Below are 21,084 nucleotides of genomic sequence, written 5' to 3' on the forward strand. Positions count from 1 at the left end.
GGTGGCGGCTTCGCCTTACCCGGCCTACTTTCACTGCTTCGCCAATACGTTAAATACTTCCGCTACCGCGACCGCTCCCGGATCCATCACCCCATCCAGGTTTTCTTTATTCACATACGACGAACGCCCTGCCCCCGCTTTTTCCATCTTCGCCGTCGCGTCAGCACCTGCCTGCGCCGCCTTTGCCACTGCCTTAAGATCGCCTTTTCGCAGCGCCTCCAGCGCCGGCTGCAGCGCGTCGATCAGCGTGCGATCGCCGAGATCCGCGCCGCCATACTGCTTCATCTGCGCCAGCCCGCTGAGCAAGGCCTCGGGTAGCGGCTGACCATCGTGAAGCTTTTGCCCGGCCGCGGTGAAGAAGATCGACATCAGCACCCCGCTCGACCCGCCCATCACCGTCGCCAGCCGCTCGCCCACCAGCAGCAGAAGCTTAGAGACATCATCAAGCGGGAGCCCGTTCTCCTCCAGACGCTGCGCAATATCCCGCGCGCCTTGCGCAAACGTCGAGCCGGTATCGCCATCCCCCACTTTGGCATCCAGCGCGTTCAGTCGATTTTCCAGCTGGATCAGCGTGTTGGTCACCGAGGAGACATATTCCCTTACCCGCTGATTGTTCGACGGGGTATATTCCACGCGATCGTGAATGGCGCTATGCGCCACGGTGCGCAGCGGCGCAAACGCGACGGGCTTCTGCCAGCCCAGCGTCTCGACCTCAGCGTGAATCGCCTTTTCAAAGAAATCGTTGAGCTTCAGCAGCGTGAGCGAAAAGCCCTTCATGTCCAGCGCGCTCACCAGCGGCGCAGGGCCAATCAGGTAAGCGATATTCGCTTTCAGCGCCGAGTGCGCCAGCTCTTTGGTCAACAGCGCCATCTCCAGCGCCGATACGCCGCCGAGATTGTTAATCAATACCGCAAAACGCCCCTCTCCCGCCTGAGCGCGTAACGGCGTCACCAGCGTGTCGATAATGGCTTTGCTGTTCTGCGTATCCACGACGGATGCCCCCGGCTCGCCGTGAATGCCCAGCCCCAGCTCGACATGGCCTTGCCTGATACGCCCCTCTTCATCATCGCTGCCCGGCAGGTTGCACGTTTGCATCGCCACGCCCAAGCTCCAGAGGCTGTCGCAGGCCTGTTGCGCAATATCCCGCACTTCACTCAACGATTTTCCCTGCTCCGCCGCATAGCCCGCGATCTTGTGCACCAGTGCCGTACCGGCAATACCGCGCGGCTGTTTGTTATCCGGCAGGGCGATATCGTCCGCCACAATCACCATCTCCACCTTCAGGCCGTAGCGTTTGGCCTTTTCAGCCGCCAGGCCGAAGTTCAGGCGGTCGCCGGTGTAGTTTTTGACGATCAGCAGACAGCCGCGATCGCCCGTGACCGCGACGATGGCATTCAACACCGCATCCACGCTCGGCGAGGCAAACAGATCGCCACACACTGCCGCCGTCAGCATCCCTTTGCCGACAAACCCGGCGTGTGCGGGCTCGTGACCGGAGCCGCCGCCGGAGATCACCGCCACGCGGCTTTTGTCCCAGTCACCGCGTGCGACGATCCTGATGGCCGGATCGATATCAAGCTTGACGAGATTGGCGTGTGGCGCAGAAAGCAGTATGCCTTCAATGGCATCGTTGACCAGCTGTTTGCGGTCGTTAAAGAAGAATCTGGACATAGTTTCCCACTATTTTGTGAACCGTATGCAAAAGCATAGTCCGCGCTGGATAATGCGCCGCAAAGTCAGGAATTTACTCAACCAATTTGCCATCAGGTTGCCTATACTCCACCCAGGACTAAGAGAGGAAGCGCATCATGAGTACACCACTGTTAATTGCCCGGACGCTGGAAAAAGAGCTGTATCTACTGCCCGGGATGGCGAACCGCCACGGCCTGATCACCGGCGCGACCGGGACGGGGAAAACCGTCACCCTGCAAAAGCTGGCGGAGTCGCTTTCGGAGATCGGCGTGCCGGTCTTTATGGCGGACGTAAAAGGCGATTTAACCGGTGTGGCTCAGGAGGGGACGGCCTCTGAAAAACTGCTCGAACGGCTGAAGAATATCGGCATCACGGACTGGACGCCGCACGGTAACCCGGTCGTGGTGTGGGACATCTTCGGTGAAAAAGGCCACCCGGTGCGCGCCACCGTTTCCGATCTCGGCCCGCTGCTGCTGGCCCGTCTGCTTAACCTCAACGACGTGCAGTCCGGGGTGCTGAATATTATCTTCCGCATTGCCGATGATCAGGGGCTGCTGCTGCTTGATTTCAAAGATCTGCGCGCCATTACGCAGTACATCGGCGATAACGCTAAATCCTTCCAGAACCAGTACGGCAATATCAGCAGCGCCTCGGTGGGCGCCATTCAGCGTGGGTTATTGACCCTGGAGCAGCAAGGGGCCGAGCACTTCTTCGGCGAGCCGATGCTGGATATCAAAGACTGGATGCGCACCGACAGCAGCGGCAAAGGCATTATCAACATTCTGAGTGCGGAAAAGCTCTACCAGATGCCGAAACTCTACGCCGCCAGCCTGCTGTGGATGCTCTCCGAGCTCTACGAACAGCTACCCGAAGCAGGCGATCTGGAAAAACCGAAGCTGGTATTCTTCTTTGACGAAGCGCACCTGCTGTTTAACGATGCGCCGCAGGTCCTGCTGGATAAGATTGAACAGGTCATCCGCCTGATCCGCTCCAAAGGCGTCGGCGTCTGGTTTGTCTCGCAAAACCCGTCGGATATCCCTGACAACGTGCTCGGCCAGCTCGGCAACCGCGTGCAGCATGCCCTGCGCGCCTTTACGCCGAAAGATCAGAAGGCGGTAAAAGCCGCCGCGCAAACCATGCGCGCCAATCCTGCCTTTGACACCGAAGCGGCGATTCAGGCGTTAGGCACCGGTGAAGCGCTGATCTCATTCCTGGATGCGAAGGGCAGCCCGTCCGTGGTGGAACGCGCCATGGTGATCGCGCCCAGCTCGCGGATGGGGCCGGTGACCGACGATGAGCGCAACGGCCTGATTAACCACTCTCCGGTTTACGGCAAGTACGAAGACGAGGTGGACCGCGAGTCGGCGTTCGAGATCCTGCAAAAAGGGGTCCAGGCGACAACAGAATCCCAGGATGCACCTGCCGCTAAAGGGCAGTCTGTCGCGGTGGATGACGGCATTCTGGGCGGGCTCAAAGACATTCTGTTCGGCAGCACCGGTCCTCGCGGCGGCAAGCGTGATGGCGTGGTGCAGACCATGGCCAAAAGCGCTGCGCGACAGGTCACCAATCAGATCGTGCGCGGTATGCTGGGAAGTCTGTTAGGCGGTCGTCGCCGCTAAACGAGGAACCCACGGGCGGCCCAGCGCCGAACCCTGAACGCCGTTCTCCTGCAGATAGCGGTCGATTTCCACCATCCCCGTCCAGCGGTTCTCACACCACAGCGGTGCCAGAAGCGTTGGACGGCGTGCACTTGCCGAGATGCGGTGGTAAACCACTTCCGGCGGCGTGTGGCGAATCATCTCCCCTGCCGTGACCGTATAGTCTTCAAGTTCGATACCGCCTAAACGCCCGGCCTCCCAGGCTTTCGCCATGATGCTGCCCTTCACGATGTGCAGCGGGTGAAGCTTGATGCCGTCCACGCCGGTTTCAACTACCCTTTCCAGCGTTTCCAGACCATGCTGCTGGCCTTCCCCGGGCAGACCGACAATCAGATGGGAACAGACCTTCAGCCCGCGCTCGCGGGCCAGCCGCGTCGTGCGCTGGTAGCAGGCAAAATCATGGCCGCGGTTGATGCGGTGCAGGGTTTTGTCATGCGCGGTCTGCAGGCCCAGCTCCAGCCAGATCTCGTAGCCCTGCTCCTTATACTCGCTGAGCAGGTCCAGCACCGCTTTCGGCACGCAGTCCGGGCGCGTGCCCACGCACAGCCCGACAATATTGGCCTGGCTGACCGCCTGCTGGTACATGGAGCGCAGCACCTGCACTTCCGCCCAGGTGCTGGTGTAGGCCTGAAAATAGGCCAGATACTGCTTCGCGCGGTTCACCAGGCTGGCCTGGTGGGCGAGCTGCTCTGCAATCGAGTTATGCTGCTGGGCTTCGTCGGCAAAGGAGGCGACGTTACAGAAGGTGCAGCCGCCGCGCCCGATGGTACCGTCGCGATTCGGGCAGCTAAAACCGCCGTGCAGCGTCAGCTTGTGAACCTTTTGCCCGTACCGCTGCAAAAGATCCCCACCAAACATATTGACTAATTTCTGTAACTGCATAATCTGATAGACCGTCCCGAAGAAAGGGGACAAGCCTGCCACTTTTAGCCTCTGTCGGCGATGACCTGGATCAATCGCCCTGGACGGCCTTTATCTATATGAATAAATACTCAGGATTACTGCAATTTCATTCACGCCGTGCGTGATTACTTTTCCTTATGTTCTGATTGTTTTTTTTATTTATAGCGCCACCGCCGAAAAACAGTGGGTTTATGCGGGTTTGCAGCCAATGCCAGATTATTATTCTGCTCTAAAAAGGCTATTCAGCACGCTACATTGATAATACCGCTTTCATATAGTGAGTCAGATCACACTCCCCGGTGCGCTTCACGGCCTTTCAATCAATGTAAAATTAGTTAAATACCTTTTATATACAATTAGATAAGCCTGCTTTAGCACATTTTTGTATAAATAAGATTGCCATTTGACCTGTGTACCAATTCCCGATAAGTTGGAAATCCGCTGGAAGCTTTCTGGATGAGCGGCCTGCTCATCATATTTATGCAGTAATTGAGATTCCCTCTGAAGCAAGTCCTCAAACTTGTTTACCTGCGCGAAAGGATGAAAAAGAGGGCGAATGCGAGGTCCGCGTATGAAACGCAAACCCCGTCGCCATGCTCTTTCTGCGCCTGTGCGCCACGGTAAAGTTCAGAGAGAAGCCCGACGAGCCTGGGGAGGTTCACTGATATGTTGTACGATAAATCCCTTGAGAAGGATAACTGTGGTTTCGGCCTGATCGCCCACATAGAAGGCGAACCTAGCCACAAGGTAGTGCGTACTGCTATTCACGCACTGGCCCGAATGCAGCACCGTGGCGCTATTCTTGCCGATGGTAAAACCGGCGACGGTTGCGGCCTGCTGCTGCAAAAACCGGATCGTTTCTTCCGCATCGTGGCGGAAGAGCGCGGCTGGCGTTTAGCCAAAAACTACGCTGTCGGCATGCTGTTCCTGAACCAGGATCCTGAAAAGGCTGCCGCCTCACGCCGCATCGTCGAAGAAGAACTTCAGCGTGAGACCCTGTCGATTGTCGGCTGGCGCAATGTGCCAACCAACGAAGGGGTGCTCGGTGAAATCGCCCTCTCCTCGCTGCCTCGTATTGAACAGATTTTCGTTAATGCGCCTGCGGGCTGGCGTCCGCGTGATATGGAACGCCGCCTGTTTATTGCTCGCCGCCGCATTGAAAAACGCCTCCAGGACGATAAAGAGTTCTACGTCTGTAGCCTCTCTAACCTGGTGAACATCTATAAAGGTCTGTGTATGCCGGCTGACCTGCCGCGCTTCTACCTGGACCTGGCGGACCTGCGTCTGGAATCGGCCATTTGCCTGTTCCACCAGCGCTTCTCCACCAACACCGTGCCGCGCTGGCCGCTGGCGCAGCCGTTCCGCTACCTGGCGCACAACGGCGAGATCAACACCATTACCGGTAACCGCCAGTGGGCCCGCGCCCGTACCTATAAGTTCCAGACGCCGCTGATCCCTGACCTGCACGATGCCGCGCCGTTCGTCAACGAAACCGGCTCGGACTCCAGTTCCATGGACAACATGCTGGAACTGCTGCTGGCAGGCGGGATGGACATCGTGCGCGCCATGCGTCTGCTGGTTCCACCGGCATGGCAGAACAACCCGGATATGGATCCTGAGCTGCGCGCGTTCTTCGACTTTAACTCCATGCACATGGAGCCGTGGGACGGCCCGGCGGGCATCGTCATGTCCGACGGCCGTTTTGCCGCCTGTAACCTGGACCGTAACGGCCTGCGTCCGGCGCGCTACGTCATCACCAAAGACAAGCTCATCACCTGCGCCTCTGAAGTCGGCATCTGGGATTACCAGCCTGATGAAGTGGTCGAAAAAGGCCGCGTAGGGCCGGGCGAGCTGATGGTTATCGACACTCGCGTTGGGCGCATCCTCCACTCTGCCGAAACCGACCACGACCTGAAGAGCCGCCATCCGTACAAAGAGTGGATGGAGAAAAACGTCCGTCGTCTGGTGCCGTTTGAAGATCTGTCGGACGAAGAGGTGGGCAGCCGCGAGCTGGACGACAATACCCTCGCCAGCTACCAGAAACAGTTTAACTACAGCGCGGAAGAGCTGGACTCCGTCATCCGCGTGCTCGGTGAGAACGGCCAGGAAGCGGTCGGCTCGATGGGGGACGATACCCCGTTTGCCGTGCTCTCCAGCCAGCCGCGCATCATCTATGACTACTTCCGTCAGCAGTTCGCGCAGGTGACTAACCCGCCAATCGATCCGCTGCGTGAAGCACACGTGATGTCGCTGGCTACCAGCATCGGTCGCGAGATGAACGTCTTCTGCGAGGCCGAAGGACAGGCGCACCGTCTGACCTTTAAGTCGCCGATCCTACTGTACTCCGACTTCAAACAGCTCACCACCATGAAAGAGGAGCACTACCGCGCCGACACGCTCGACATTACCTTCGACGTGAACGAGGCGAGCCTCGAAGAGACGGTGAATGCGCTGTGTGACAAAGCCGAACAGATGGTGCGTAACGGCACCGTGCTGCTGGTATTGTCCGACCGCAACATCGCGAAAAACCGTCTGCCGGTACCGGCCCCGATGGCGGTAGGTGCAATCCAGACGCGTCTGGTGGACAAGAGCCTGCGCTGCGACGCCAACATCATTGTGGAAACCGCCAGCGCGCGCGATCCGCACCACTTTGCCGTGCTGTTAGGCTTTGGCGCGACGGCAATCTACCCGTACCTTGCCTACGAAACGCTGGCCCGTCTGGTAGACACCCGCGCGATCGATAAAGATTACCGCGCGGTGATGCTGAACTACCGCAACGGCATAAACAAAGGTCTGTACAAGATCATGTCCAAAATGGGCATCTCGACCATTGCCTCTTACCGCTGCTCGAAGCTGTTTGAAGCGGTCGGCCTGCATGACGAGGTCGCCAATCTCTGCTTCCAGGGCGTGGTCAGCCGCATCGGCGGCGCAGCTTTTGCTGACTTCCAGCAGGATCTGGTGAACCTCTCCAAACGTGCCTGGCTGGCACGTAAGCCGCTGGATCAGGGCGGGCTGCTGAAGTACGTTCACGGCGGCGAATACCACGCCTACAACCCGGACGTGGTGCGCACGCTGCAGCAGGCGGTTCAGAGCGGCGAATACAGCGATTATCAGCAGTACGCTGAGCTGGTGAACAACCGTCCGGCGGCAACGCTGCGCGACCTCATTGCCCTGAACCCGGGTGATGAAGCGGTCAGCATTGACGACGTTGAGCCTGCATCCGAACTGTTCAAACGCTTCGATACCGCGGCGATGTCCATCGGCGCGCTGAGCCCGGAAGCCCACGAAGCGCTGGCGGAAGCCATGAACAGCATCGGCGGCAACTCGAACTCCGGCGAAGGCGGTGAAGATCCGGCGCGTTACGGCACCAACAAAGTGTCTCGTATCAAGCAGGTGGCATCCGGTCGCTTTGGCGTGACGCCAGCGTACCTGGTCAACGCCGACGTGATTCAGATTAAAGTCGCTCAGGGTGCAAAACCGGGCGAAGGCGGTCAGCTGCCGGGGGATAAAGTTACCCCGTACATCGCCAAACTGCGCTACTCGGTACCGGGCGTGACGCTGATCTCCCCGCCGCCGCACCACGATATCTACTCTATCGAGGACCTGGCGCAGCTGATTTTTGACCTGAAGCAGGTCAACCCGAAGGCGATGATCTCCGTGAAGCTGGTGTCCGAACCGGGCGTTGGCACCATCGCCACCGGCGTGGCGAAAGCCTATGCGGACCTCATTACCATTGCCGGCTACGACGGCGGTACCGGCGCCAGCCCTCTCTCCTCCGTGAAGTACGCGGGCTGCCCGTGGGAGCTTGGCCTGGTGGAAACCCAGCAGGCGCTGGTGGCTAACGGTCTGCGTCACAAGATCCGCCTGCAGGTGGACGGCGGCCTGAAAACCGGCCTCGACATCATTAAGGCAGCTATTCTGGGCGCGGAAAGCTTCGGCTTCGGTACCGGCCCGATGGTGGCGCTCGGCTGCAAATACCTGCGTATTTGCCACCTGAACAACTGCGCAACGGGCGTTGCGACCCAGGACGAGAAGCTGCGTAAGAACCACTATCACGGTCTGCCGTTCAAGGTAACTAACTACTTTGACTTCATCGCCCGCGAAACCCGCGAGCTGATGGCGCAGCTGGGCGTGAAGCGTCTGGTGGATCTGATTGGCCGTACCGACCTGCTGAAAGAGCTGGAAGGCTTCACGGCGAAGCAGCAGAAGCTGGAACTGTCTAAGCTGCTGGAAACCGCGCAGCCGCATCCTGGCAAAGCGGTTTACTGCACCGAGAATAACCCGCCGTTCGATAACGGCGTGCTGAACGCACAGCTGCTGCAGCAGGCGAAGCCGTACGTGGACGAGAAGCAGAGCAAAACGTTCTGGTTTGATATCCGCAACACCGACCGCTCCGTGGGTGCCTCCCTCTCCGGTTATATCGCGCAGACGCACGGTGACCAGGGGCTGGCGGCGGATCCGATTACCGCCCACTTCAGCGGTACCGCGGGTCAGAGCTTCGGCGTGTGGAACGCGGGCGGCGTTGAGCTTATCCTTACCGGCGATGCCAACGACTACGTCGGCAAAGGCATGGCGGGCGGTCTGCTGGCGGTGCGTCCTCCGGTCGGCTCCGCCTTCCGCAGCCACGAAGCGAGCATCATCGGTAACACCTGCCTGTACGGCGCGACCGGCGGTCGCCTGTTCGCCGCGGGCCGTGCGGGCGAGCGTTTTGCGGTGCGTAACTCCGGTGCCATCACCGTGGTGGAAGGCATCGGCGATAACGGCTGTGAGTATATGACGGGCGGGATTGTGTGCGTTCTGGGTAAAACCGGCGTGAACTTCGGCGCAGGCATGACGGGCGGTTTCGCCTACGTCCTGGATGAAGACGGTGAGTTCCGCAAACGCGTGAACCCGGAGCTGGTGGAAGTGCTGGACGTTGATACGCTGGCTATCCATGAAGAACACCTGCGCGGTTTGATTACCGAACACGTGCAGCATACCGGTTCTTCGCGCGGCGAAGAGATCCTGGCGAACTGGCCGGCGTTCTCTGCGAAATTCGCGCTGGTTAAGCCGAAGTCCAGCGATGTTAAAGCCCTGTTGGGTCACCGTAGTCGTAGCGCAGCAGAGCTGCGCGTGCAGGCGCAGTAAGGAATTCAGATGAGCCAGAACGTATACCAGTTTATCGACCTGCAGCGTGTTGATCCGCCAAAGAAACCGCTGAAGATCCGCAAAATTGAATTTGTTGAGATTTACGAGCCGTTTTCAGAAGGCCAGGCCAAAGCGCAGGCGGACCGCTGCCTGTCCTGCGGTAACCCTTACTGCGAATGGAAATGCCCGGTACACAACTACATCCCGAACTGGCTGAAGCTGGCCAACGAGGGGCGTATTTTTGAAGCCGCCGAGCTGTCTCACCAGACTAACACCCTGCCGGAAGTGTGCGGCCGCGTGTGTCCTCAGGACCGTCTGTGCGAAGGCTCCTGCACGCTGAACGACGAGTTTGGCGCGGTGACCATCGGCAACATCGAGCGATACATCAACGATAAAGCGTTTGAGATGGGCTGGCGTCCGGACATGACCGGCGTGCGTCAAACCGACAAGCGCGTGGCGATCATCGGCGCGGGCCCGGCGGGCCTGGCCTGTGCGGACGTCCTGACCCGCAACGGCGTGAAGGCGGTGGTCTTTGACCGCCATCCGGAAATCGGCGGCCTGCTGACCTTCGGTATCCCGGCCTTCAAGCTGGAGAAAGAGGTTATGACCCGTCGCCGTGAAATCTTCACCGGCATGGGCATTGAGTTCAAACTGAACGTGGAAGTGGGCCGCGACGTGCAGCTCGACGACCTGCTGAAGGATTACGACGCCGTGTTCCTCGGCGTGGGCACCTACCAGTCCATGCGCGGGGGCCTGGAGAATGAGGATGCGCCGGGCGTCTACGACGCGCTGCCGTTCCTGATTGCCAACACCAAACAGATCATGGGCTACGGTGAAACCGCCGACGAGCCGTTCGTCAGCATGGAAGGCAAACGCGTGGTAGTGCTGGGCGGCGGTGATACCGCGATGGACTGCGTGCGTACCTCTATTCGTCAGAATGCGGCACACGTGATCTGCGCCTACCGTCGTGACGAAGAGAACATGCCGGGCTCTAAGCGCGAAGTGAAAAACGCGCGTGAAGAGGGCGTGGAGTTCCAGTTCAACATCCAGCCACTGGGTATTGAAGTGAATGCCAACGGAAAAGTCAGCGGCGTGAAGATGGCGCGCACCGAGATGGGCGCGCCGGATGCGAAAGGCCGCCGTCGCGCGGAGATCGTCGCGGGCTCCGAGCACGTGATCCCGGCCGATGCCGTGGTGATGGCGTTCGGTTTCCGTCCCCACAGCATGGAGTGGCTGGCGAAGCACAGCGTTGAGCTGGATTCACAGGGCCGTATTATCGCACCAGAAGGCAGCGATAACGCGTTCCAGACCAGCAACCCGAAAATCTTCGCGGGTGGCGATATCGTTCGCGGCTCTGACCTGGTGGTCACGGCGATTGCCGAAGGGCGCAAGGCGGCTGACGGGATCATGAACTTCCTGGAAGTGTAATACCGGCTGAACATGCGGTTTATCATCACCGCATGTTCACCTCCTCTTATTTTTCCCTCATTTAATCTCAGACTGATTCCTTCAGGCTGAGATTTATTACGCCCCATTAAATGGCGAGCCTTTATCAACGGTCCGTGATTACCTTTAAATCGTGAACGCAATCGTATATCCACAATAAAAATATAATTAAGTGTTGAAGCATAAGTTCATATAACGGAGTAATAGAAGAGCGGCGTAATATCTGCGCCGTAAACAAAAGGGATTTAAAATAATGGCTAAAAAACATGCCTATGTAGAATATCGCCCTAAATCAACGAGTGAGGATGAAGAAGTTATCCATCATGTGGTGATTGTTGACGGCGACGAGATACATACAGAGAAAACGCAGGAAAAGGCTGCCGATTGGGCTTTGGAAAAGGGTTATGCGGTCCATGTCGCCCGCGAGCGCCATCTTAAGGACTTAGATCAACCGCCACTGTTCCGTGTATATCCCTAGGGAAATGAGATGTGCTTTGTAATACTCCTTGGGATGAAAGCCTCAATGTGCGCTATTTAAAAGCCCTTCGGGGCTTTTTATTCTGCTTCTGAACATGAATGACTTTGAGAGAGCAAATACAACCGCATAGGTGAGATTTATGTCCGTCTATACCGACAATAACATTCACCGCCTTTATATATATTCAAAATAATATTCAAATTTGATATAGCTGCATTCTCTAATACGAAACGACAATAATCTTATTTAACTATATTGTGCGATCCTGCATCGGCACCTCTTTGCCGCTGATAGATTGATACTACATACGGAAATGAAGTTATGAAATTCGATAAAATCGTCACCGGGCTACTCTTTGCTATTTTGTTTTTCAGCGTCGGTAATGCTGTCGCCAAAACCAACATACTCTCCGATGCTCAGGTTAAGGATAAAATTATTGCGGAGTCTATCGCTGATTATCCCGGCGTCTGCGCCTGCCCTTTTAATCAGGCACGAAATGGCAGTTCCTGCGGGCGTCGCAGTGCATGGAGTAAAGCTGGCGGCTATTCACCCATTTGTTACCAGAATGAAGTCACTGCTGAAATGATAAAAGAGTGGCGGGAACGTAACAGCTAACCGCTATAAGCAGAAAGCAAAACAGGCCCCATGGGCCTGTTTGATTATTTAACAACGCGTAATGCGGGGCGACCACCGCGGGGCGGCGGCGGATCGTCATCCGGATCGTTGTCATCAGCATGATCCGGTTTATCTCCATCGATAATGGACATCACCGTCTCACTTTCAGTACCTGATGGCGACTCGTCATCATTCAGGCTGGCGACATCTTCATCATACGCCGCTTCCGGCTCGAACATGGTACCTGCACCGTTTTCACGGGCGTAGATCGCCAGCACCGCTGCCAGCGGCACGGAGACCACGCGCGGTACGCCACCGAAACGCGCGTTGAAGCGCACTTCGTCGTTTGCCAGCTCAAGGTTACCCACCGCACGCGGGGCGATGTTCAGTACGATTTGGCCGTCACGCGCGTATTCCATAGGAACCTGCACGCCCGGCAACGTCACATCCACAACCAGGTGCGGCGTGAGCTGGTTATCCAGCAGCCATTCATAGAAGGCGCGCAGCAGATACGGACGGCGTGGGGTCAGTTGTGACATTTCCACAGTCATTAGCCTCGGCCGAGACGCATTTCACGTTCCGGTTCAGTTAAGGATGCCAGGAAAGAGTCGCGCTCAAAGACGCGAGTCATATAGCCCTTCAGCTCTTTCGCGCCAGGACCGCTGAACTCTACGCCCAGGGTTGGCAAACGCCACAGCAGCGGAGCCAGGTAGCAATCCACCAGGCTGAACTCATCGCTCAGGAAGAACGGTTTCTGACCAAACACCGGTGCAATGGCCAGCAGCTCTTCACGCAGTTGCTTACGTGCAGCGTCAGCTTCAGAAGCGGAACCGCTGGTAATCACGTTCATCAGCGAATACCAGTCTTTTTCGATGCGCTGCATGTACAGGCGGCTTTCACCACGCGCAACAGGGTAAACAGGCATCAGCGGCGGATGCGGGAAACGCTCATCCAGATATTCCATAATGATACGGGATTCCCACAGGGTCAGCTCGCGATCCACCAGCGTCGGTACGCTTTGGCTCGGGTTGAGATCGATCAGATCCTGAGGCGGGTTATCCTTTTCCACATGCTCGATCTCAAAACTGACACCCTTCTCGGCCAGCACGATACGAACCTGATGGCTATAAATGTCAGTAGGACCAGAAAACAGCGTCATTACCGAACGTTTGTTGGCAGCGACAGCCATGAAAACCTCCAGGTATATTCAGAATTTTTACTGCTACCAGCCCAACAGGGGCCAGCCAGATGTTGTATCGCCCATCCCAGAGAAGACACATTGTTCAAGAAACGAACAAAAATCGAGTATTCACCGATATTTGGGCAGAAAATTGGATGATAGTTTACCAGATTTTGATGGCTTTGTGGTGAGGGGATTCTGGAAATGTGGAAAAAGAGAAGATATATGCATGGATATTGTGGATAACCTGCGCATTATCCATAAAAAAACCCGCCGAAGCGGGTTTTTCGCCAATCGTTCTGCGTAAGCAGAATGGATTAACGTTTGGAGAACTGTGGACGACGACGTGCTTTACGCAGACCCACTTTCTTACGTTCAACCTGACGCGCGTCACGAGTAACGAAGCCAGCTTTACGCAGTTCAGAACGCAGGGATTCGTCGTACTCCATCAGAGCGCGGGTGATACCGTGACGGATCGCACCAGCCTGACCGGAGATACCACCACCTTTAACGGTGATGTACAGATCCAGTTTTTCTACCATGTCAACCAGTTCCAGCGGCTGGCGAACTACCATGCGGGCAGTTTCGCGACCGAAGTACTGTTCCAGAGAACGCTGGTTGATTACGATTTTACCACTGCCCGGTTTGATGAAAACGCGAGCTGCGGAACTTTTGCGGCGACCAGTGCCGTAGTATTGATTTTCAGCCATTGCCTATAATCCCGATTAGATGTCAAGAACTTGCGGTTGCTGTGCCGCGTGGTTGTGCTCGTTGCCTGCGTAAACTTTCAGTTTACGGAACATAGCACGACCCAGCGGGCCTTTTGGCAGCATGCCTTTAACCGCGATTTCAATCACACGCTCAGGACGGCGGGCAATCATCTCTTCAAAGGTCGCTTGTTTGATACCACCGATGTGGCCGGTGTGGTGATAGTACACTTTGTCAGTACGCTTGTTGCCGGTAACAGCAACTTTGTCAGCGTTCAGAACGATGATGTAATCACCGGTATCTACGTGCGGAGTGTATTCCGCTTTGTGCTTACCGCGCAGGCGACGAGCCAGTTCAGTAGCCAGACGGCCCAGAGTTTTACCGGTCGCGTCAACAACATACCAGTCGCGCTGTACGGTTTCTGGTTTAGCTGTAAAAGTTTTCATTAAAAGCTTACCCAAATAATAAGTTACACGTTGGTGAACACCCAAACGTTTAGTCAGTTGAGGTTCACACGACAAAGTCCGGCAAACCTACCCCTTCGAATAGCTCATGCCGACACATAGAAAGTTTCGGGAAAAAAACCTTCTCGTAACGTGGGGTCGCAAGATTATAGAGAAGTTGAGGTCAAAGATCGACCCTTAAATGTGATTTGGAATGGGTTTTTCGGGGCGGTGGAAAATGCCGGGTGGCGGCTGCGCCTTACCCGGCCTACAAGGCTCCCTTCTCAGGGAGAGGGTGGCATTTATGGCATATGCTCCAGCTTCAGGTATTCCTCGCTCTGCATCTCCTGCAGGCGCGACAGGCAGCGCTGGAACTCAAACTTCAGCCGCTCGCCCTGGTAAATCTCATATAAAGGTTCCTCGGCGCTGACCACCAGCTTGACGTGACGCTCATAAAACTCGTCCACCAGCGCAATGAAGCGGCGGGCCTCGTTCTCCATCAGCTTCGTCATCACCGGCACATCCAGCACCATCACGGTGTGGAACAGACGCGACAGCGCGATGTAGTCGTGCTGGCTGCGGGCATCCACGCAGAGCGTCGTAAAGGAGACCGCCAGCGTTTGGTTTTCAACGCCGAGCGTCGGCAGCGGACGATGGTTAATCTCGAGCGCCGGGGCGTGCTCGCGTTTTGCCCCCGCCAGCGCCAGCCACAGTTTATCCATCTCGCGGGTGGTCTCAGCATTGAGCGGTGAAAGCCACAGGTGCGCCTGGGTCAGCGTGCGCAGGCGATAATCGACGCCGGCATCGACGTTCATAATGTCACAATGCTGCTTGATGGCGTCGATGGCAGGCAGGAAGCGTGCGCGCTGCAGGCCGTTGCGGTACAGCTCGTCCGGCGGGATATTTGACGTGGCCACCAGCGTGATACCGCGCGCAAACAGCGCCTTCATCAGGCCGCCTAACAGCATGGCATCGGTGATGTCAGACACAAAAAACTCATCGAAGCAGAGCACGTCCGTCTCCGCCTTGAACCTGTCCGCCACAATCTCCAGCGGATCGCTTTTACCCTGCAGCGCGGTCAGCTCTTCATGCACCCGCAGCATAAAGCGGTGGAAGTGCAGACGCTGTTTACGTGCGCCAGGCAGGCTCAGATAGAACATGTCCATTAGCCAGGTCTTACCGCGACCGACTCCGCCCCACATATATAAACCGCGCGCAGGCGCGTGAGCCACTGCCGCTTTTTTACCGAGCAGCCGCCCAAATGCCGCCTTTAGCCCGCCGTTCTGTTCGGCCTCCGCGGGTTTGGCCGTGAGTTCCTGATAAATCATCTCCAGACGGTTTACCGCCTCACGTTGAACGTCATCAGGCTGATGGGTGCCCTCGTTAAGGGCCAGTTGATATCGCGATGCAGGGGACAGGTTTTGCATAATCTTATTGTTATTCCTTCAATTAACGCTCACCAGCAGACGTGACTGATGAAAAAAAGGCCGTTCTACACTACGCGATGATACGTCAGGATTCCACTTCTGCAGAAATAGCGGTTATAGTGGCATTATCAGGCACAGGCAGGAGCCGAGCCAACACCCTACGGAACAACAAGACAACGGGAGAAGTTCATGACCTGGGAATATGCGCTAATCGGTTTAGTCGTCGGCATCGTCATCGGTGCTGTGGCCATGCGTTTCGGTAATCGCAAATTGCGTCAGCAGCAGTCACTGCAGTACGAACTGGAAAAGAACAAAGCCGAGCTGGAAGAGTATCGTGAAGAGCTGGTCAGCCACTTTGCCCGTAGCGCCGAGCTGCTGGACAACATGGCGACCGACTATCGTCAGCTGTATCAACATATGGCAAAAAGCTCCAGCAGCCTGCTGCCGGAAATGACCGCGGAAACCAACCCGTTCCGCAACCGTCTGGCTGACTCTGAAGCCGGTAACGATCAGGCGCCCGTTCAGATGCCTCGCGACTATTCCGATGGCGCGTCCGGCCTGCTGCGCGGCGGTGTAAAACGCGATTAATCGCACAACCTGAATTTATTTTGCGGGCGCAACGGTTGCGCCCGTCCTTTCTTGATGACCCCAGCTATCATTTAGTTAAACACCTCATTGTTCAGCGGTTTAAAATTCAATAACATCAACGTGTTTTTGGGGCCGTTTTTCCTTTATTCCAGGTTACGAGAGTCAACATCGATGAAGAAAAAAAACCAGCTGTTGAGCGCTATTGCGTTAAGTGTCGGGTTATCTCTCTCGGCGTCCGTCCCTGTCTTCGCCGCCATTCCCACCCAGGTGCCCGGCCAGGCGGCCATTCCAAGCCTTGCACCCATGCTGGAAAAAGTGTTGCCTGCGGTCGTCAGCGTTCAGGTTGAAGGCACGGCGGTACAAAGCCAACGCGTCCCTGAAGAACTGAAAAAATATTTTGGCGATGAGTCGCCCGAGCAGCAGGCACAGCCGTTTGAAGGCCTGGGTTCTGGCGTCATTATTGATGCGGCGAAAGGCTATATCCTGACCAACAACCATGTCATCAGCCAGGCCGATAAAATCAGCGTCCAGCTAAACGATGGCCGCGAATTTGATGCCAAACTGATTGGCGGCGATGACCAGAGCGACATCGCGCTGCTGCAGGTGCAAAACCCGAGCAACCTGACCCAGATTGCCATCGCGGATTCCGACAAACTGCGCGTCGGCGACTTTGCCGTTGCCGTGGGCAACCCCTTTGGCTTAGGGCAAACCGCCACCTCCGGGATCGTCTCCGCGCTGGGGCGCAGCGGCCTCAACCTGGAAGGGCTGGAAAACTTTATCCAGACCGATGCCTCAATCAACCGCGGGAACTCCGGCGGGGCATTGCTTAACCTTAACGGCGAGCTGATTGGGATCAACACGGCGATTCTGGCCCCGGGCGGCGGCAGCATCGGGATCGGCTTTGCTATCCCCAGCAATATGGCCAAAACGCTAGCACAGCAGCTGATCCAGTTCGGTGAAATCAAGCGCGGGCTGCTGGGTATTAAAGGGATGGAGATGAGCGCGGATATTGCAAAAGCGTTCAACATCAACGTACAGCGCGGGGCGTTTGTCAGTGAAGTGCTGCCTAACTCCGGCTCGGCAAAAGCGGGGATCAAATCGGGCGACGTGATCGTCAGCCTGAACGACAAACCGCTTAGCAGCTTTGCAGAACTGCGTTCGCGGATTGCCACAACCGAACCTGGCGCCAAGGTGAAGCTGGGGCTGATCCGTGACGGCAAGCCGCTGGACGTGGAAGTGACGCTGGACAAGAGCACCTCCTCCTCGGCCAGTGCGGAGCTTATCGCCCCGGCGCTGCAGGGGGCGACGCTGAGCGATGGGCAGCTGAAAGACGGTACGAAGGGCATTAGCGTCGACACCGTCGAGAAGAGCAGCCCCGCTGCCCAGGCGGGATTGCATCAGGATGACGTGATCATTGGCGTAAACCGCAACCGCGTGCAGTCTATTGCCGAACTGCGCAAGGTGCTGGAGAGTAAACCGGCGGTGATTGCCCTGCAGGTCATGCGTGGCAATGAATCCATCTATATTTTGTTGCGCTAAGCATTTGCGACCCGGACATCACCGCTGCGTGTGATGTCCGGATAACTCATGTTATGCTGCAAATCGTTCCTTTTTTAACGACACGCGCATCATGCTTTTAAAGCTCTTACGTTCTATTGTCATCGGTTTGATTGTCGCTGGCCTTCTGCTGCTGGCGCTGCCGTCATTACGTCAGTTCAATAAACTGTCGGCTCCCAGGTTCGATAGCACGGATGAAACGCCGGCCACCTATAACCAGGCCGTTCGCCGCGCCGCACCTGCCGTGGTTAACGTTTATAACCGTGGCCTGAACACCTCCGCCCATAATCAGCTTGAGATCCGCACCCTCGGCTCCGGCGTGATCATGGACGAGCGCGGCTACATTATTACCAACAAGCACGTCATTAACGATGCCGACCAGATCATCGTCGCCCTGCAGGATGGCCGCGTGTTTGAGGCCTTGCTCGTTGGGTCTGACAGCCTGACCGACCTGGCCGTCCTGAAAATTAACGCCACGGGCGGTTTGCCGGTCATTCCGATCAACCGTAAACGTACCCCGCACATCGGTGACGTCGTCCTGGCTATCGGCAACCCCTACAACCTGGGCCAGACCATCACCCAGGGGATTATCAGCGCGACCGGTCGTATCGGTTTGAACCCCTCCGGGCGGCAGAACTTCCTGCAAACCGATGCCTCCATCAACCACGGTAACTCCGGGGGGGCGCTGGTCAACTCGCTGGGCGAGCTGATGGGTATCAATACCCTCTCGTTCGATAAAAGTAACGACGGCGAGACGCCGGAAGGGATTGGCTTTGCCATTCCGTTCCAGCTGGCAACCAAGATTATGGACAAGCTTATCCGCGACGGACGCGTGATCCGCGGCTATATCGGTATCGGCGGACGCGAAATCGCTCCGATGCATACCCAGGGCGGCGGTATCGATCAAATCCAGGGCATCGTGGTTAACGAGGTGTCGCCAGGGGGGCCGGCGGCCAACGCGGGGATTCAGGTGAATGACGTCATTGTGTCGGTCAACGGCACGCCAGCGGTCTCTGCGCTGGAGACGATGGATCAGGTGGCAGAAATTCGCCCGGGCTCTATCATCCCGGTTGAAGTCATGCGCAACGATAAGAAACTGACGCTGCAGGTCACCATTCAGGAATACCCGGCAACGAACTGACAGGCATAAAAAAACGGAGCGATAAGCTCCGTTTTTTGCCGGGAGACGGTGCGTTTTACTTGTTAACGAACTCTTCGCCCAGGGTGATATCTTTCTTCAGCGTATCCAGCATGCCTTCCATCGCGTGTTGTTCAAACGCGCTCAGCGAGCCAATAGACTTACGCTCTTCGATACCGTTTTTACCCAGCAGCAGCGGCTGAGAGAAGAAGCGGGCGTGTTCGCCATCGCCTTCAACGTAAGCGCATTCAACAACGCCTTTCTCGCCCTGCAGCGCGCGAACCAGTGACAGACCGAAACGTGCAGCCGCCTGGCCCATAGACAGGGTTGCAGAACCGCCACCCGCCTTCGCTTCCACCACTTCGGTGCCCGCGTTCTGGATGCGCTTAGTCAGGTCAGCCACTTCCTGCTCGGTGAAGCTCACGCCTGGGATCTGCGACAGCAGAGGCAGGATGGTGACGCCAGAGTGACCGCCAATAACCGGCACTTCCACTTCTGTTGGCTGTTTGCCTTTCAGCTCAGCAACGAAGGTGTTGGAACGGATGATATCCAGCGTGGTCACGCCGAACAGTTTGTTTTTGTCGTAAACGCCCGCTTTCTTCAGCACTTCTGCCGCGATAGCCACGGTGGTGTTCACCGGGTTGGTGATGATCCCGATGCACGCTTTCGGGCAGACTTCTGCAATCTGCTGCACCAGGTTTTTCACGATGCCCGCGTTGACGTTGAACAGGTCTGAACGATCCATGCCTGGCTTACGCGCCACGCCTGCAGAAATCAGCACCACGTCGGCACCCTGCAGGGCAGGACGTGCATCTTCACCGGAGAAGCCTTTGATTTTAACAGCGGTCGGGATGTGGCTCAGGTCAACCGCCACACCTGGGGTTACCGGGGCAATATCGTACAGGGAGAGTTCTGAGCCTGAAGGCAGTTGGGTTTTCAGTAGTAGGGCAAGCGCCTGGCCGATACCACCAGCAGCGCCGAGGACTGCGACTTTCATCCTAAACTCCTTATTATGGTTAACTTAAGTATCTGTAAATCCGTTGCGGCGACCATAATTCAGCAGGTAAATAATTACAATTTTCGTAGCTAAAGAATTTGAGGTCACGCGACTTTATCTCTCACCAGAAGACTATCTGACGACAGAGGGCAACGCTTTAAGAGGTGGTTACAATACACCCTGCCCCGCCACCAAAACAACATCATTTTGATAACATTTAATTTACTTTTAAGCTTATTTGCGCGGCGTGACCCAGGCATGTTTTCTGATAACGAAATCTGATAAAATCACTCCCTTTCATAACATTATTTCAGCCTACCGCTCGGTAGATAATTTGCATAAAAATTCATCCACATGCATAATAATGTTGTTTCTATCGTCATATTCCGGGTGACTTATGCGAAGCTCGTCTAAGCAAGAAGAATTAGTAAAGGCGTTTAAGGCGCTACTCAAAGAAGAAAAATTCAGTTCTCAGGGAGAAATCGTTCAGGCGCTGCAGGAACAAGGCTTCGATAACATCAATCAGTCGAAAGTCTCCCGCATGTTAACCAAGTTTGGCGCGGTGCGTACCCGTAACGCCAAGATGGAGATGGTCTATTGCCTGCCGGCAGAACTTGGCGTGCCGACCACCTCCAGCCCGCTCAAAAATCTGGTTCTGGATATCGATCATAACGACGCCGTTGTGGTAATCCACACAAGCCCCGGTGCGGCACAGCTGATTGCCCGCATGCTGGACTCGTTGGGTAAAACGGAAGGTATCCTCGGCACTATCGCCGGAGATGACACCATCTTTACCACACCGGCCAGCGGTTTCTCGGTGAAAGATCTCCACGAAGCGATTCTGGTTCTGTTCGAACAGGAACTCTAAACCCCTCTCCCCGTAGCGCCGCTGCGGGGATCGTTCTACTTCCGCTGCATTTCCCCCTCTTTTCTGCTGCCCTTCACTTTAACAAATAGTGCTTTTTACCGCCCATTAACATTCATCTGGTGAATGCTAAATCAAAAAATCGCACAAAAAATCAAAAGCAGATATCCATATGATTTAATTAGATATAACCTTCAATTAAGTACAAAAAACACCCAATATTATGCAAATTGGTTATAAAAAACCGCGCAGTTAACACGTA

At 56.1% G+C, this 21,084-nt stretch carries 17 protein-coding genes; 9 read left to right on the plus strand and 8 right to left on the minus strand.

The window, feature by feature from the left end; translation table 11 throughout:
• Positions 1-30 precede the first annotated feature (30 nt).
• Positions 31-1,671, minus strand: coding sequence for a dihydroxyacetone kinase subunit DhaK (locus tag ACJBF3_RS08175; RefSeq protein ID WP_045329707.1), 1,641 nt, complete (start codon positions 1,669-1,671; stop codon positions 31-33).
• Positions 1,672-1,808: 137 nt separating this feature from the next.
• On the opposite strand from ACJBF3_RS08175, the gene ACJBF3_RS08180 reads away from it, so the two are divergent.
• Complete coding sequence (locus ACJBF3_RS08180) at positions 1,809-3,311, plus strand: helicase HerA-like C-terminal domain-containing protein (RefSeq protein ID WP_045329705.1); 1,503 nt, start codon at positions 1,809-1,811, stop codon at positions 3,309-3,311.
• On the opposite strand, the gene ACJBF3_RS08185 is transcribed toward ACJBF3_RS08180, so the two are convergent.
• Positions 3,291-4,232, minus strand: coding sequence for a TIGR01212 family radical SAM protein (locus ACJBF3_RS08185; RefSeq protein WP_102053922.1), 942 nt, complete (start codon positions 4,230-4,232; stop codon positions 3,291-3,293). The two genes, ACJBF3_RS08180 and ACJBF3_RS08185, sit on opposite strands and share 21 nt — an antisense overlap.
• Positions 4,233-4,919: 687 nt before the next feature.
• Between ACJBF3_RS08185 and gltB the strand changes: the two genes are divergently transcribed.
• The 4 genes from gltB (at position 4,920) to ACJBF3_RS08205 (ending at position 11,919) form a co-directional block, all read left to right on the plus strand.
• The gene (gene gltB, locus ACJBF3_RS08190) at positions 4,920-9,380 is read left to right on the plus strand and encodes a glutamate synthase large subunit (RefSeq protein ID WP_045329702.1); all 4,461 of its coding nucleotides are present in this window, start codon (positions 4,920-4,922) and stop codon (positions 9,378-9,380) included.
• A gap of 9 nt (positions 9,381-9,389) precedes the next feature.
• Entirely contained in the window at positions 9,390-10,808 is a 1,419-nt protein-coding gene (gene gltD, locus ACJBF3_RS08195; RefSeq protein WP_032642411.1) for a glutamate synthase subunit GltD, read from the plus strand.
• Between the two features lie 271 nt (positions 10,809-11,079).
• Complete coding sequence (locus tag ACJBF3_RS08200; protein WP_032642413.1) at positions 11,080-11,304, plus strand: hypothetical protein; 225 nt, start codon at positions 11,080-11,082, stop codon at positions 11,302-11,304.
• A 321-nt stretch (positions 11,305-11,625) separates the two neighbouring features.
• Positions 11,626-11,919, plus strand: coding sequence for a hypothetical protein (locus ACJBF3_RS08205; RefSeq protein WP_045329700.1), 294 nt, complete (start codon positions 11,626-11,628; stop codon positions 11,917-11,919).
• 44 nt (positions 11,920-11,963) lie between these two features.
• On the opposite strand, the gene sspB is transcribed toward ACJBF3_RS08205, so the two are convergent.
• The 5 genes from sspB to zapE all read right to left on the minus strand — a co-directional run bounded on the left by sspB (position 11,964) and on the right by zapE (position 15,677).
• Positions 11,964-12,464, minus strand: a complete 501-nt coding sequence (gene sspB / locus ACJBF3_RS08210; protein WP_045329761.1) for a ClpXP protease specificity-enhancing factor — start codon at positions 12,462-12,464, stop codon at positions 11,964-11,966.
• A 5-nt stretch (positions 12,465-12,469) separates the two neighbouring features.
• Complete coding sequence (gene sspA, locus ACJBF3_RS08215) at positions 12,470-13,108, minus strand: stringent starvation protein SspA (RefSeq protein WP_014885418.1); 639 nt, start codon at positions 13,106-13,108, stop codon at positions 12,470-12,472.
• 308 nt (positions 13,109-13,416) lie between these two features.
• A complete protein-coding gene (rpsI, locus tag ACJBF3_RS08220; RefSeq protein WP_003860436.1) occupies positions 13,417-13,809 on the minus strand; it encodes a 30S ribosomal protein S9 in 393 nt (130 codons plus the stop codon).
• A gap of 15 nt (positions 13,810-13,824) precedes the next feature.
• Positions 13,825-14,253 carry a 50S ribosomal protein L13 gene (gene rplM, locus ACJBF3_RS08225; protein ID WP_032642418.1) on the minus strand — a complete coding sequence of 143 codons (429 nt, stop codon included), beginning with the start codon at positions 14,251-14,253 and terminating at the stop codon, positions 13,825-13,827.
• 299 nt (positions 14,254-14,552) lie between these two features.
• Complete coding sequence (gene zapE / locus ACJBF3_RS08230; RefSeq protein ID WP_045329698.1) at positions 14,553-15,677, minus strand: cell division protein ZapE; 1,125 nt, start codon at positions 15,675-15,677, stop codon at positions 14,553-14,555.
• Between the two features lie 189 nt (positions 15,678-15,866).
• Between zapE and zapG the strand changes: the two genes are divergently transcribed.
• The 3 genes from zapG (at position 15,867) to degS (ending at position 18,963) form a co-directional block, all read left to right on the plus strand.
• Positions 15,867-16,265, plus strand: a complete 399-nt coding sequence (zapG, locus tag ACJBF3_RS08235; RefSeq protein ID WP_008502832.1) for a Z-ring associated protein ZapG — start codon at positions 15,867-15,869, stop codon at positions 16,263-16,265.
• 171 nt (positions 16,266-16,436) lie between these two features.
• Positions 16,437-17,804: a serine endoprotease DegQ gene (gene degQ / locus ACJBF3_RS08240; RefSeq protein WP_045329696.1), complete on the plus strand. Its 1,368-nt coding sequence runs from the start codon at positions 16,437-16,439 to the stop codon at positions 17,802-17,804.
• 91 nt (positions 17,805-17,895) lie between these two features.
• On the plus strand, positions 17,896-18,963 hold the full coding sequence (gene degS / locus ACJBF3_RS08245; protein WP_045329695.1) for an outer membrane-stress sensor serine endopeptidase DegS: 1,068 nt from the start codon (positions 17,896-17,898) through the stop codon (positions 18,961-18,963).
• Between the two features lie 55 nt (positions 18,964-19,018).
• Here the strand turns inward: degS and mdh are convergent, their stop codons facing one another.
• The gene (mdh, locus tag ACJBF3_RS08250) at positions 19,019-19,957 is read right to left on the minus strand and encodes a malate dehydrogenase (protein ID WP_045329693.1); all 939 of its coding nucleotides are present in this window, start codon (positions 19,955-19,957) and stop codon (positions 19,019-19,021) included.
• Between the two features lie 397 nt (positions 19,958-20,354).
• Here mdh and argR point away from each other — a divergent pair, with 397 nt between their 5' ends.
• Complete coding sequence (argR, locus tag ACJBF3_RS08255) at positions 20,355-20,825, plus strand: transcriptional regulator ArgR (RefSeq protein WP_023309388.1); 471 nt, start codon at positions 20,355-20,357, stop codon at positions 20,823-20,825.
• Positions 20,826-21,084: the final 259 nt, after the last annotated feature.

It is taken from the genome of Enterobacter sp. PP-008-ECC_S150, from assembly GCF_045257065.1.
GTDB lineage: Bacteria > Pseudomonadota > Gammaproteobacteria > Enterobacterales > Enterobacteriaceae > Enterobacter > Enterobacter chengduensis.